13 protein-coding genes and 1 pseudogene are annotated in these 13,635 nt (G+C 56.0%); 5 read left to right on the forward strand and 9 right to left on the reverse strand.

Annotation, left to right across the window (positions count from 1 at the left end; all coding sequences use genetic code 11):
• Positions 1 to 139: 139 nt before the first annotated feature.
• The 4 genes from WF331_RS01985 to WF331_RS02000 all read right to left on the reverse strand — a co-directional run bounded on the left by WF331_RS01985 (position 140) and on the right by WF331_RS02000 (position 2,180).
• Positions 140 to 535 carry a hypothetical protein gene (locus tag WF331_RS01985; RefSeq protein WP_340622611.1) on the reverse strand — a complete coding sequence of 132 codons (396 nt, stop codon included), beginning with the start codon at positions 533 to 535 and terminating at the stop codon, positions 140 to 142.
• 62 nt (positions 536 to 597) lie between these two features.
• Positions 598 to 1,326, reverse strand: a complete 729-nt coding sequence (locus WF331_RS01990) for a metallophosphoesterase (RefSeq protein WP_340622612.1) — start codon at positions 1,324 to 1,326, stop codon at positions 598 to 600.
• Positions 1,327 to 1,400: 74 nt separating this feature from the next.
• The gene (locus WF331_RS01995; protein ID WP_340622613.1) at positions 1,401 to 1,796 is read right to left on the reverse strand and encodes a DUF6957 family protein; all 396 of its coding nucleotides are present in this window, start codon (positions 1,794 to 1,796) and stop codon (positions 1,401 to 1,403) included.
• Between the two features lie 3 nt (positions 1,797 to 1,799).
• On the reverse strand, positions 1,800 to 2,180 hold the full coding sequence (locus WF331_RS02000) for a hypothetical protein (RefSeq protein ID WP_340622614.1): 381 nt from the start codon (positions 2,178 to 2,180) through the stop codon (positions 1,800 to 1,802).
• Positions 2,181 to 2,404: 224 nt separating this feature from the next.
• On the opposite strand from WF331_RS02000, the gene WF331_RS02005 reads away from it, so the two are divergent.
• Positions 2,405 to 2,890: a helix-turn-helix domain-containing protein gene (locus tag WF331_RS02005; protein ID WP_340622615.1), complete on the forward strand. Its 486-nt coding sequence runs from the start codon at positions 2,405 to 2,407 to the stop codon at positions 2,888 to 2,890.
• 80 nt (positions 2,891 to 2,970) lie between these two features.
• Here WF331_RS02005 and hrpB read toward each other — a convergent pair whose 3' ends face one another.
• From hrpB to WF331_RS02020, 3 genes are all read right to left on the reverse strand, one after another.
• On the reverse strand, positions 2,971 to 5,505 hold the full coding sequence (gene hrpB / locus WF331_RS02010; protein WP_340622616.1) for an ATP-dependent helicase HrpB: 2,535 nt from the start codon (positions 5,503 to 5,505) through the stop codon (positions 2,971 to 2,973).
• Positions 5,506 to 6,177: 672 nt separating this feature from the next.
• On the reverse strand, positions 6,178 to 7,206 hold the full coding sequence (locus WF331_RS02015) for a serine/threonine-protein kinase (protein WP_340622617.1): 1,029 nt from the start codon (positions 7,204 to 7,206) through the stop codon (positions 6,178 to 6,180).
• A complete protein-coding gene (locus WF331_RS02020) occupies positions 7,203 to 7,676 on the reverse strand; it encodes a hypothetical protein (protein WP_340622618.1) in 474 nt (157 codons plus the stop codon). The genes WF331_RS02015 and WF331_RS02020 overlap by 4 nt, the downstream gene beginning before the upstream one ends.
• 327 nt (positions 7,677 to 8,003) lie before the next feature.
• Here WF331_RS02020 and WF331_RS02025 point away from each other — a divergent pair, with 327 nt between their 5' ends.
• Both WF331_RS02025 and WF331_RS02030 read left to right on the forward strand, forming a co-directional pair.
• Positions 8,004 to 9,197, forward strand: a complete 1,194-nt coding sequence (locus tag WF331_RS02025) for a hypothetical protein (RefSeq protein ID WP_340622619.1) — start codon at positions 8,004 to 8,006, stop codon at positions 9,195 to 9,197.
• Between the two features lies 1 nt (position 9,198).
• Entirely contained in the window at positions 9,199 to 9,414 is a 216-nt protein-coding gene (locus tag WF331_RS02030) for a hypothetical protein (RefSeq protein WP_028697843.1), read from the forward strand.
• Positions 9,415 to 9,726: 312 nt separating this feature from the next.
• Here WF331_RS02030 and WF331_RS02035 read toward each other — a convergent pair whose 3' ends face one another.
• Together WF331_RS02035 and WF331_RS02040 are read right to left on the reverse strand one after the other, a co-directional pair.
• A complete protein-coding gene (locus WF331_RS02035; RefSeq protein ID WP_340622620.1) occupies positions 9,727 to 11,415 on the reverse strand; it encodes a hypothetical protein in 1,689 nt (562 codons plus the stop codon).
• 311 nt (positions 11,416 to 11,726) lie between these two features.
• Positions 11,727 to 12,119, reverse strand: a pseudogene (locus WF331_RS02040) (DEAD/DEAH box helicase); the annotation flags it as partial.
• A gap of 117 nt (positions 12,120 to 12,236) precedes the next feature.
• Between WF331_RS02040 and WF331_RS02045 the strand changes: the two are divergent.
• Both WF331_RS02045 and WF331_RS02050 read left to right on the forward strand, forming a co-directional pair.
• A complete protein-coding gene (locus WF331_RS02045) occupies positions 12,237 to 12,656 on the forward strand; it encodes a hypothetical protein (protein WP_016501777.1) in 420 nt (139 codons plus the stop codon).
• A gap of 26 nt (positions 12,657 to 12,682) precedes the next feature.
• Complete coding sequence (locus WF331_RS02050; RefSeq protein WP_016501778.1) at positions 12,683 to 13,552, forward strand: cation diffusion facilitator family transporter; 870 nt, start codon at positions 12,683 to 12,685, stop codon at positions 13,550 to 13,552.
• The last annotated feature ends 83 nt before the right edge of the window (positions 13,553 to 13,635 follow it).

Genomic DNA, 13,635 nt, shown 5'->3' on the forward strand with positions numbered 1-13,635 from the left:
CGGTCTTTTCGGCGTCCCCAAGCCGCCCATTTCCGGCTGATGGGCAACTTGTTCGGAGTTTCCTTAGCTCGATTCATCGCCGTCAGGATTTTTTGCGTACTCTCCTCGCGACGCTCACCTGATCCGTATATTCGATCTTTCAGGCGCCCGCAAAGGCGCCTGGCTCGCTCGTTGGCGAAGCGTCAGGTTGGTCTGCGCTTGTAATGAATGCTCGAAGACTTTTCCTGCCCGCTCCGCGCTTGAATGAAGTCAGAACAAAATTTCCTGCCTTTGTATGAACCACCCAGAAGCGCCCTACCCTATTCAACGAGAAGATCGGCGTGGTCGTTAGCAAATATGCCCCTGTGCGCTTTTCAATAAGCCCTGAAACGATTTGACCAACCACGACCCCCACTGCGCAATCATTCGAAATTTCAACGTCGCTCAGATAGGCAGTGATCGGCACAGGATACTGCTGAGCCATCGCTTGTATGATGCGCGTGAGCTGAAGAATCGATGGTTCTTCACCTGGGTACCTGATGATCTCATCTGTCATGAGTTCTTGCGCTCCTGCGTCCAATTCAACACCCCTCTGAGAGCTTTCGCTCCTAGAGGTGCTTAGATTTCAATGATGAAGTCCGGTACAAAGCCGGTCTTTTCACCTGGATACCCTCTGGGGTTCGATATGAGCCGACATCCCGAAACGACCGTGTCGACCGCGTAATGGGTATGGCCGAAGATCCAGGCATCAGCCTGCGAAACTAGGTCACCCCACTGGTTGAAGTACGCAGCACCGAGGTGGCCCTCATGACCATCACCAGAGACCTCTTCAATCGGGCAATGATGCGTGACGACGACCGTCTTGCCACCGAAGTCCTTAGCCAACTCCGTAGCCAGAAAGTCCCGCGCACAAATGTTGCGAGCGATGAGATCGACAGGGCGAAGCTTTCTAAAGCCCTCGCCGATTCGGATCTGGGTGAAGTCGCTCATCCACTCCCAGCACAACGACATCGCTACGCGGTAATCCCCTGTGGACGTAAAATCTGTCCACCCCGTCGCCGCTAAAAATCTCACATCACCAACGATCAGTGTCTGGTTATCCAGAACATGAACATGCCCAGCTGCCGCCTGTTGCATCTTCGTCAGCGTGCGGTCTAAGTGCCCCCGGTAGAACTCGTGATTACCAGGGACGTAGATCACTGGACAGTCAAACGCCGCGTTCGCCCACTCGACGCCTTGACCGCGCACAGAGATGTCACCCGCGAGCACGACCAGCTCGACGTCCAGCTTAGCTGGATCGAACGCCGAAAACTCATTGTGCAAATCCGAGTACACCGCAATCTTCATACCGCGCTCCATAGGGTAGCGTCGCTACTCCCGGGCCAGTCCGAAGGACGACCGGGCTGCAAAATATGCAATGTTCAAGGACGAAATGACAGAACCATCTCGAGCGAGGCTTGCTTCTTGTATCCGTCGCCGACAAGCAGATAGACCGTATTGCGAGTCTCAAACATAGATGGATGCTCATGGGAGATCGCGTACGTGGAACGCACCCAGCTGCCAGGTACGAACCGTCCTTGGCTGTCGTAAATGACCTCATGAGCGAGCACAATCATCGGCGCGATCCCGTCCGGCAACGGCTCAACCTCATTCGCGGGAATCTCAACGATGATCCAACGCTTCACCAAGCAAAACGCTTTTCCTGGAAAGCGCTGCTCTGCTGCTTGAACCAGCTCTCCTCTATCGTCAGTCCAACCATGGACAACCTCGCCGCCGCCGTAAAGAAACTCTGTAACCTCATCCAACGTGACCGCCATGAATCAACCTCTCGCGCTCGAGTAGACGTGTCCATCAGACGTGACAAATTCGTAAACCGGGGTCGGCTGGGTACCATCCTTGATCCGAATCTCGGAAAGCAGCTTCATCGAAAACTCTGATTGATTGGTCATCGCCGGGGGAGCGAGCAGATGAACTCGATTGACACTCAGGAAATCCACCGCATCCCCTTTGCACAGGGAGTCAACCCCCTCAACGCTCGACACCAAGCGTACAGTCGGGCCTAGGCATCCATTCACGAAGCCACTTCCTTCAACGACAAAGTAATAGCAATCAGGATTGAGACTTGCTGAATCCCAAAACAGATTCAGGCTGTCCAGAGCTAAAAACTGCCCTCGAAGTTCGGTTCTTTGGGTGACCAGCACAACACACTCCACCTATCAATCGGGGCAACTAGCTAGAACTTCGCCCAGAAACAATTCATATATATTGACAACTTTTCGCCCAGCAGCAAATGTCCATGCAGAACGCAAGTCATCTGTGGGAGCTAGTGAGACCACCATATCACCATTCCACATTCACTGCCTATAGTACGTGGATGTAGAATTTTCAGTGTGGCCTTATGCTTCCCTTTGCGGGAAGCTCTCCCATGCCAACGCGATACACTCTGGCAGCAGTCCTTCGCACCACGCGTGCCGCTCGTGGCCTATCCCAAGAACAGCTCGCCTCCACGGTGGAGCCTAGTCATTTGCACAAGATCGAGCACGCGAAATCCAATATCAGCCTCGAGATGCTCGAAGACATCAGTAAGCGCTTGGACGTCGATTCGGTGGCACTCCTCGCCGCTGCCGCCTCCTACGAACGCCAGGAATCACTCGAAGAGTTTATGACCCACCTCTGGGCGGAGCTGGGCAAGCTGGGTGAGATGCGTGTGATGGAAAGCCTGCCTGCGCAATTCTCGGGTAAAGCATTGATCGCAGCGAAATCAGGTAAGCCGCCAATCCCACCAGACAGAATTCAAGCAATCCTCGACTGCAAGGCAGAGGGCCTCACTCAAAAAGAGACCTCAGTGAAGCTGGAAATGCCATATTCCACAGTCCACAAGTTCTGGCACATGCCAGTTGCAGATCAGTGACGTAAGATGGCGGAAACGCTATAGGTCGACCGCCACTTAACGTATGCGACATTGAGACGTGGTCATGCCTCACATCTAGATCATGTCCCCCTAGGCTTAGCTCTTGCAGTTGCTTGTGCGACAAGGGGATCGTCAGGCCAGAAATGCTTGGGGTACCTACCCTTCAAATCCTTCTTCACCTCAACGTAAGTGGAAGCCCAGAAGTTCGCCAAGTCTTGAGTAACCTGAACCGGTCGGCGAGCAGGCGATAGCAAGTGCAGCTTGAGCACTTGGCGACCATTAGCAATGCGCGGCGTATCCGCTTGCCCGAAGAGTTCCTGTAGCCTCACGGCAAGTACAGGGGGACGCTCACCATAGTCCACACGGATGTTCGATCCCGAGGGTACTGCAATCGTCTGAGGCGCCTGTGTGTCTAACTGTTGTGGCAGAGGCCAGGGCAACAAGTTGCGAATGATGCTGGACAGGTCAAGTTGGCCAAAATGACTGAGGCGGGTCACCTTCCCAACGTAAGGCCCCAACCAATCCTCCAGCGACTGCAGCAATGACTCATCACGTAAGTCAGGCCACTCACTTTTGCTACCAGCTTCCTCATCAAGCACGCGCAGCAATTCGACCCTCGCCTGCCACTGACGGAGCTCAGGTGTCCACGGCAAAAGCTCCAGGCCTTTTCGCCGTACGTAGTTGAGCAACGCCTGAACGCGCGCTTCATCACCAAGGTTTGTCAGCGGCGCGCGGGACAGAACCAACTCCCCTACTTTCACTTGTCGCTCAGCGCGGAGTGCCCCCTCCCGTTCATCCCAATCAAGTTCATCCACCTGGCTGACCTGGTCTTTCAAGACCGTATCAAACAAAGCTTCATCCAGGTCGGCAGCGAGGTAAATCCGCTCTTCACGTTGGCCTTGCCGGCTGCCCAGGTCGGCGATCACCAGCCAAGAATGCTTCATCAGGGCATCGGTCTCGGTGAACATAGCTGCCCGACCATTCGCCAATCGGTATTCAGCCCCACCGGCACGACGTTGTTGCGCGACCCGGTCGGGATAGGCCAAAGCAAGTAGGCAGCCCACCCACCTCGGGTGGTCTGAATCAGCGACTGGTTGCGATGCTGAGCCGCGCAAGAATGACCGATATTGCCTGGCGAGTTGCTTCACACGTTGAACACCACCTTGCTCTCCCCGTTGCGCACGTTGCTCACCAGAGAGTATGGCCAAACGACTATGTAGGTCTGCCCCACCGCCACGCTGAATATCGCGCTCGCCGAGCAACGCTGCTATGTTGCACGCGGTTTCAGCCAGACCAAGCTCATGACCACGCAGCAGCAAATGCGCGATCCGTGGATGACTCGGCAACTCGGCCATCGCTTGGCCGTGCTTAGTCAATTGCCCATCTGGTTGCAAGGCGCGAAGGCGTCGAAGCAAGTCGTTTGCTTGGGCGTATGCAGCAGCAGGTGGCGCATCCAGCCAAGTCAGCTCGCTCGGCTGTACGCCCCATTTAGCCAGCTGCAGGGCTAGACCTGTGAGATCCGCTTGTTGAATTTCGGGCGAGCTGAAACCCGCCATCTGGTCGTGCTGAGTTTCAGACCAGAGTCGGTAGCAGGCACCAGGCTCCAGTCGACCGGCACGCCCCGCTCGTTGGGTGGCACTGGCCTTGGATATCCGCTGAGTATCCAGCCGGGTCATGCCACTGCGAGGGTCAAAACGCGGAACACGCTCAAGACCCGCATCGATGACCACACGCACACCGTCGATGGTCACACTGGTCTCTGCGATGTTCGTGGCCAGCACCACCTTGCGCATGCCTGGCGGTGCCGGATCGATTGCAGCTCGCTGCTGATTCAGATCAAGCTCACCGTGCAGGGGGCAAAGCAGCGTGTTTTTCTGTAACGACGGTGAGGCATGGAGCGCTTCCTCAAGCCCTGACAACACGCGGCGAATTTCGGCCTGGCCGGGAAGGAAAACCAGAAGACTCCCGGCCTGATCGGTGAGGGCGTCTAGGCATGCGCTGATGACCCGAGGCTCGATGTACTCACCCGGTTGCTGCGGTTTGTTCCAGATGGTGGTGACCGGGAACATTCTTCCCTCGCTCGTTACGATCGGAGCGTCATTCAGCAAACGCGACAGCCGCTCACCTTCCAGTGTTGCCGACATCAGCAACACCTTCAGCGGCGCATCGTCACGGAACAGTTCACGGCCATTGAGCGTGAGTGCCAAGGCAAGATCGGCATCGAGGTTTCTCAAGTGGAACTCGTCGAAGATCACTAAGCCCACGCCTTCGAGCGCCGGGTCGCTTTGTAGTCGGCGCGTGAGGATACCTTCAGTGACCACTTCGATTCGCGTCTTCGGCCCGACCTTGCTGTCCAGGCGGATGCGGTAGCCCACGGTCTCGCCAACCTTCTCACCGAGTTCTCCAGCCATTCGTTCGGCAGCAGCGCGCGCTGCAAGACGGCGTGGTTCGAGCATGATGACCGTCTGGCCTTGCAGCCACGGCTCATCGAGTAAAGCGAGCGGGACGCGAGTCGTCTTACCGGCGCCTGGCGGTGCTTGGAGCACCACTTCATCTCGCTCTTGGAGGGCATCAAGAAGGGCCGGCAGCGCGGCATTGATTGGCAACGAACTCATGTGGACTCCTGCGACAGGCGCGCAGTATACAAAGGTTCGTCAGGGGATAGATGCGAAGGACGGATAGCTCAGCGACCAGCGCCCCTGAGTAGAGCCGTTGTCGGCGAAACCACGGTCAAGTGAGAAAAGTCGGGGCATCGCTCTCCCTCGACAGCAGCATATGTTCAACCGTGCGCTCCTCCGTTTATCTGCTAAACCTCTTGGTGAACGCTGCGCGCAATTCGACACTAAAGTGCGTTTCCGATTTTGTAATGACCTCTAGGCACCAAGACTGTTCATGTATACAGTAGTGGTATGAACCATCAGTTCAGCATGACCTTTCGGCGAATACGTAGGCCAAATGGATTGATCTCGTATAAGCTTTGCCGCCGAAAAAGCACGCCCACAATGCCCACGTTCGTCGCTACCGCGACAGTAAGGATTCGAATGAGCAAGCGGCTTCCCAACCTGAGGCTTACGTCGCCTCGATGCACATTCTGCGGAGCCATATGGCACCCGGCAGAAGGCATCGATGCGGTCACCACGTGTTGCCCGAACTGCGCCGACCAGCGCAGGGCCGTTGCTCAAGCTCATTTCCAAACCAAGCCACTGAGCGCTGCCGACTTTGTGGACGGTTATCTGCTCCCGCGACGATCGCGCATTGCCGCTGGCTGAGTTCCGCTGGCGATTCCTCTATTCGCTGAAGTAGCTTTCCAGCTCTCGGTCGACCTGCTTGCGGCCTATGACGCCTGGCGATTGCTTGAGGGTCATCACGCGGCCTGCCCCAAGTGGCTGGCTCCATGCCTTCCACTCATGGCGCCGCTCCGAATGCAGCTTCCACTCTACGACCTTTGTGCGCTTGGGGGCCGGTAGCTCCCACCGCACCAAATCCGGCGTAACAGTGGTCTCCCAGGATGGCTGGGTCGGCAGAGCTGATATAGCGTTGAGAACTTCACCCGTCGTTGCATACCGCGCAGACGGATCATCGGCGAGCATCTTGCGGATGACGCGGCGCCAAGTCTTAGGCACATGCGGCAGCCAGCGCAAGCGATCAACGAGTCCACCTTCATGCACTATGTCGCCCGGTGCCTCGTTTTGAAGAACGTACCAAGCTTCGCCATGCAACAGCCGGAACAAGGTCATGCCTAGGGCCCAGATGTCAGTTTTGACACTCGTGTTCGCTCCCTGCCAGACCTCAAAGGCAATGTGATCCCGATACCCAGCAGCAGAGCCGTAGCCGAGCAGCAGGTCATCCGTGACAAGACCAAAGTCACCCAACTTCGCCAAACCTGCCTGATCAAGCAGAATGTTCCCCGGCTTGATGTCCCGGTGCAGCATGCTCTTGCCATGCAACGCGCCAAGCCCAATCAACACGTCCGTCGCCACTTTGTGAACACGGGACAGTGTCATCGGCCCTTGCTCATACGGCGTCTGCAGCGAACCGCCCGAGCAGTACGCCATGGTGAAACGGATGCTGGTGCCGAGATCCTCAATGCCGTAGACCTGCACGACATTCCGATGCGAAGCGGTCGACAGGTGTTTGGCTTCGGCCAGGAACCCCTCCTTTGTAACCACCCACGTCGCGTCGTCATGCTCGGGCTTACGGGAAAGAACCTTAACCGCGACATCCCCATGGACGCCGCACTTGCCCAAGAAAACCTCACCGAAGTGGCCGTTGCCCAGCCTCCTAATGATTTGCAGCGCCGGAACAACACTACTCATGGCCGATTCCTGTGGGCGACTACCAACATGGCGGCCTCGCGGCTCCCCTTACGCAGCTTGGCTCCATCGAGCTGCTCCTCCCAGAAGTCGTCATCCTTCAGGACTTCATCAACCTTTCGCTTGTAGGTTCTGCTTATCCAGCCCTTTTCCAGTACACGGGTCGCACATGCGGACGCAGCGGCGCACATGATCACACCCCGCAATTCTGCACCGTCCAGAATGCCATTCCCGCCGCCACCCTGAGGAAGAGCACTGGCCTTGATAACGATCTGATCTACACCGTTCTGCTGGATGTAGCCCGCACAGCGGTGGAACAGCGTTTCATAGGCTTTCGCACGATCGCCCCCCGCGAGCTTCCAGGTCTCATCCCTGTTCAGGATGAGCGGGGCATCCGGCTCGTCCGGAATAGTGGTGTCTACAACTGTTACGTCACTCGCGGTGATGACCAGCCCTACGCAACGTGATGCCATGTACTTTTCCTTGTGAAGGCAATTAAATATCACGCCATGGTATTACAGCGGCCTGCATCGTCAATTCACTTGCTCTGTGAACGACGATCAGCAGGCCACCGATTAACTAGAATAAGCTGTCTATCCTGCAGGTTTCAGCCATTTAAGATATCCGATGATTGGTTCGAAATTGGCTGATCTGGGAGTATCACTGCCGGTGCCCGAAATTGTGATAGCGGCACGAGCGCGGCTTCAGGGCTGCTCTTCATGCGGCTATGTGTAGACGCTGGAAATGAAAGGGATATGGCCTAATCGGCCATTTGCAACGGCTCAACGTAGGACTGAATCGTGGACGATTGGCAGGAAATGCTGCGGAAAATGTGGGGCCGGGCAAAGACGTTTTTGTGTTGGACTGGCGCCTTCATCAAGAAGATCTTCTTGGGTACGTGCATGCTCGTAGGAACGAGCTGGGGATCCATGATCATCGCGTTCCTCACTATCGGCAGCGCCGCGATGATCTCGGTGATGAGCGGCGACATCAAAAACGAGTACACCGCCGTACACACCTGGCCCGAGTTCTTCGCAACAGACTACCTGTGGCCGTCCATTCAGCTCTCCATCGCCGCAGTCATCTTGGTGTTCTTACGTGAGGTAGGGGTCGTCACCTCAACCCGGAAGAAGGAAAAAGAGCTACAGGATCGCCTGACCACCATGCCGCCCAAGCAGTTTCTCGCCGCCTATAGCGACGCGATGATCGACATTCGGCAGCTTTACGAGGGCCTACTGGAAGAAGGTGCGCCGCCGTTGACCCGTAAAGGTCTCGCAGGCGACATCCGCATGATGCTCACGAAGATCCTGGTCTTGGCACAGAACTGGGACAGTGCGCCCTCCGAAACGTACAGGGCCAACATCATGATGATTGAGGAAGACAAGGATCTCATCCGCAGGGAGTACTCGGAGCAGGTAAACGACAGCCCCTTCTTCCTGTTCAACTCCAACATCGATGCTCGCTTGGATAACGCAGACGGCATCCTACACATCACAGACCTTGAGCTCTCAACCTTGGTCGGCGCCCAGGTTTTGGCAAAGCCGGACACCGATATCGTGCCGATTTGCTTCCCGTTCAAAATGGATGCGTCGGATCACGCCAAATCGCACCCGAACCTACCCGGCGGGCCTGTAGCGGTCTCGACCATGGCATCTCAATATATCGAAGACTCTCGGACACACTTCAAGCAGTGGCTAGATGATGAAGCGCTGCAAAATTCGCATATAACTGAACACTATAAAACCACCATCTCCCGTTATTACAACTCTCACCGCTACGCTACGTCCATTCTTTCCATTCCATTAGTTTCTCGTAATAATGGTGAAGGGATCCCACACCCAATTGGATGCTTAAATATCTACAACAACAAAGCGAACATCCTTATGGGTGATAGCCGTAACGCACAATTTGTACAGTTATTGCAACCAATTTGCGCGTATTTGCATGATATGATATTCTTATACCGTGAAACTAACGACATGGAGGCTAGTTAAAATGACCGAACTTGCCAGAACTGAAGACGTTACTGTGACTACAGGTGACGTAGCAGTTGAGGTCTCCAATGCTCGGAAGAACAAAGCTTTCGCGAAGATTTACAATAGCCGTATGTCTCGTGAAGAGCTTAGGGCTTCTATGCTGGAGAAGGCGAAGAACGTTGTCGAGAAAGGCATCGGCTCGCTCGACCTGGTAACTGTAGTCGAGCACCGCTAGCCGCTCAGTACCCCATCACTGCGACGCGCTAGCAGCTTGCTTGAAGGCCACCGAAAGGTGGCTTTCTTGTTTCTGTCATCCATGCACTCATCCGCCCCGTAAGGCGACGCGCCCCGCTCACTTACAGCAGCAATCGTGTCCTTCCCACTTACACGCGAGTGGCTTCAGGATCAGCCCCCACGTTGAGCAGAGGGGATCAAACTCTGAGCGCTTTGGTGGCAAAAACTCTCTTGTCGCCGCCGTCACGCTGTGTCGGGCCACGTCATATTTTGCAGTCGCTCATCCGGCAACGCCGGCTTGGCTCTTGTGCCCTTAGCTCTGCGACTCCTGCTGCTCTAGACTAGCTGGAGTAATGTCCACCTCCTGGCAAACGCTCCAAACATCACTATCTTCTAAGAAAGTCGAGAGCGTGGTATCCGATGTAGCGTGGACTTCGACTTTTGAATTTCGCTCGCCATCAATCTCAGTATAAAACACATATTCAACTTTCGAATACAACCTCACAACCCGCGGCACCTGAATTATGCTACCGAAAACCTCAAACTTCTGACCTTCTCCTTCGGCAATCCGAATTATCTTCCCGCCAGGATTATTATCAATCTCTTCGAAAGAGGCACCTTCATGATACGCGAATGGCCCGACACATATCCTCGTAGGCTGTAGGGCACGTTCAATCGAACCACTTCCTAGTCGAGCATAATTTCTTAGGAGCTTATATGTAGCCGGGTTCAGCATGGTATTCTTAATTATCAGAGGCTCAGCGCACCTTTGTGCAATTGCCCTGGCAAAACCGATGTAGTCAATTAAAAACTGTACCTGCGCGTGTAAAACCTCATTGTGCGAGTTGGCTTGCGAACTGAATGTGCTCGCATTCTCGGCAATTTCGATTTCAATTACGAACCGCCCTGTATCTAAAAGCTTGGCAGCATTGGCGAGTTTTTGAAACCGGGGAAGATTAAGAATATTTTTCCCGACCCACGCCTCGAGATTGAACAACAAGTCGAACTTGGCATCTCGCCCTTCGTGAGAGCAGTACGCTTTGACCTTAAAGAAACCATCGAAAGCACTACCTTCAAACACTGTCCGAAGTGAGCCAGAATAGTAGTAACAAGGGAACACATCCAATACGGTTTCATGGCCCTCAGGGGTTCTGACAAAAAGAGTCGCGCGAGCTTCCTTTCTAGGAGCCGACATAGTCAGCACTGCTTGTTCAATCCCCTTGATGCCGCTATGGAATGCTTCGAACAGCTTGGAACCTTCAATTTTAAAATGCGCACCAGAAATGGTCAGTTCCCGACCCTCTTCTAGGAAGGCCTTTTCGGCTGCCAAATACCCTTCAATTTTATCTACGTCTTCGATGACGAGGTTGACGTTAACGTCTTCATCAACTGCCCTGATCAAATGCGTGAAAGCACTTCCAATTTTATTCACTTCGACGGTGAATCGCGGATCGAGGTTGGCCAGGTTAGATTCGTAGCCCTTCATTATTTCCGCAACCGGTGTTTGGAGCGGATCATCGGATCTGTTAATAAATCGATGGAGCAGATCGGCTGATTCTTTACCCGCAGCTGCTTTAACTTCTTTCTCAGTGAAGCTCTTTTGGTTCAGGAGGGAGTTGGATCTAGCCTCGGCATCGCGCTTCCACTGGAGCAGCGTTTTAACACTGTAGGGGGACTCGTCAGCATCAATGAGCTTCGAATGTGTTTGGCACATCCAGATGCCATTGTCGAAGTGCTTGCGATCTTCTGGGGACTGGTGCTCATCGTATCGTGGGCCGCCTGGTGCAGCAGCTTTAATGTGGCATGCGACACCAATGCCTACAGTGCCCTCTCCGTTCGATTTCGCGCCATGGGTATGTACGTAGCAGCCCGGGAAAGAACACACGTTTCCAGCGCTATCACGAAGCTTCTGTGTTGTCGTTCCTAGGAAGTTGTCGCGCTTTGGAGCGGCTTTGGCTTTCTTCTTTGCGCTGTTTTTTGGCTTGGATTTCGGCCCGCTCATGCACTGTCCTGGTGATGAATTTTGGATGTGCTGATGATGCTTGGAAATCGAGCGGATTGCGATGGTTGGAGGGGTGATGGTGTGGTTGGGTGGGATGGGTCTGGAGGGCGTCGGGGGTGGCTGTGGTCGACGTGGTTGGGTGGGTTGGGTTTGAGATCGTGGCACCTACCGGGGGTGGGATTTGGAATCGCACCGAGGTTGCTTAAGGAAGGAAAAAGAGGATGGGGCCCCTAGGGAGATGTCCTGGAAGGAGCTCAGTGGAGGGAGGGGAATGCCCTGCTTTTTGACAAGATATTGGGGTTTTTCAGTGAAAGTGACAAAACGTGGAATTCGTCAAAGATCAGCAGGCCCACGCCTTCCAGCGCCGGGTCGGCTTGCAGGCGGCGGGTCAGAATGCCTTCGGTCACCACCTCGATACGGGTTTTCGGCCCCACCTTGCTGTCCAGGCGGATGCGGTATCCCACCGTTTCACCCACCTGCTCGCCCAGTTCACTCGCCAGCCGTTCGGCTGCCGCACGCGCCGCCAGGCGCCGCGGTTCGAGCATGAGGATGGTCTGCCCGGCAAGCCACGGCTCGTTCAGCAGCGCCAGCGGCACGCGGGTGGTCTTGCCGGCGCCGGGTGGCGCTTCGAGCACAGCTTCGTCACGTTTTTCCAGGGCTTGGCGCAAAGCAGGCAGCACGGCATCGATCGGTAATGAAATCATGGTGGTCCTCGAACAATCTGGCGAGTATAACGGCGAACCCAGCCTGCTCTATCATGGTCTTAAGCTTCAGGCGCAGGCGCTTCGCTTGCCCTGATGAATACCTTCTCGGAGATTTACATGCGCATCCCATCCCGCGTCATCGGCGGCGCCCTCATCGCCACCTTGCTGACCCAGCTGACGGCCTGCGGTACCATTTTCTACCCGGACCGGCGCGGCCAGATCGGCGGCAAGATCGACCCCGTGGTAGCCGCAATGGACGCCATCGGCATTCTGTTCTACGTCATCCCGGGGCTGATTGCCTTCGGCATCGACTTCGCCACTGGCGCCATCTACTACCCGGGTGGCCGCACCGCCCAGGTCGACCCGGCCAAGCTGCAGGAAGCGGTCAGCCCCGACGGCAAGGTCGACAACCTGAAGTTGCAGGCCATCATCGAAAGCGAACTGGGCCAGCGCCTGCCGCTGAACGACCCACGGCTGATCCAGCACCGCGGCAGTGTCGAACAGCTGGCCAGCCTGGGCCTGGTGCCGGCAGCCTGACACCCACTCACGGACCTGGACCACGGATGATCACCTCGGCTGAACACCAGCGCCTGCTACGCCTTGCCACCCGCGCTTCACTGGCGGTGGCCAGTATCCTGGTGCTGAGCAAGGCGCTGGCCTGGTGGCTGAGCGGCTCGGTGAGCCTGCTGGCCGGGTTGACCGACTCGGCACTGGATGCTGTCGCTTCGTTCATCAACCTGCTCGCCGTGCACTACGCCTTGCGCCCGGCCGACGACGACCATCGTTTTGGCCATGGCAAGGCCGAAGCCTTGGCCGGTATGGCGCAGGCGCTGTTCATCGGCGTCAGTGCGGTGCTGATCGGCGTGCAGGCGGCCGAACGCCTGCACACGCCACAACCTTTGGGCGATACCGGCGTCGGCATTGCAGTGATGCTGTTATCGCTGGGGCTGACCCTTGCCTTGCTGGCACTGCAACGCAAGGTTATTCGCCTGACCGGCTCCACCGCAGTGCGGGCCGACTCCCTGCATTACCGCTCGGACCTGCTGTTGAACGGCAGCATTCTGCTGGCCCTGTTGCTGGCACGCTTTGGCTGGCCACAACTGGATGCACTGTTCGGCCTGGGCATTGCCTGCTACATCCTCTGGAGCGCTTTTCAGATTGCCCGCGAGAGTACGGCGATCCTGATGGACAAGGAGCTGCCCGGTGAAGTTGGCGAGGACATGACCACACTGGTGTTGGCCATACCCGGGGTGAAAGGCGTGCATGACCTGCGTACGCGGGTGTCGGGTAACCAGTGGTTCGTGCAGCTGCACCTGGAGCTGCCGGAGCAGTTGCCGCTGCATGATGCGCATGGGTTGTGCGTGGAGGCCTCGCGGGTGATCCGCCAGCGTTATCCTCTGGCGGATGTGATGGTGCACGCCGACCCGGTGTGAATTAACAAGGGCCCTATCGCCGGCGAGCCAGCTCCCACAGGGGTGCACTGGCCTGACGGCATGTGCAATACCTGTGGGAGCTG

This window comes from Pseudomonas sp. YNh (assembly GCF_037993085.1).
Lineage (GTDB): Bacteria > Pseudomonadota > Gammaproteobacteria > Pseudomonadales > Pseudomonadaceae > Aquipseudomonas > Aquipseudomonas putida.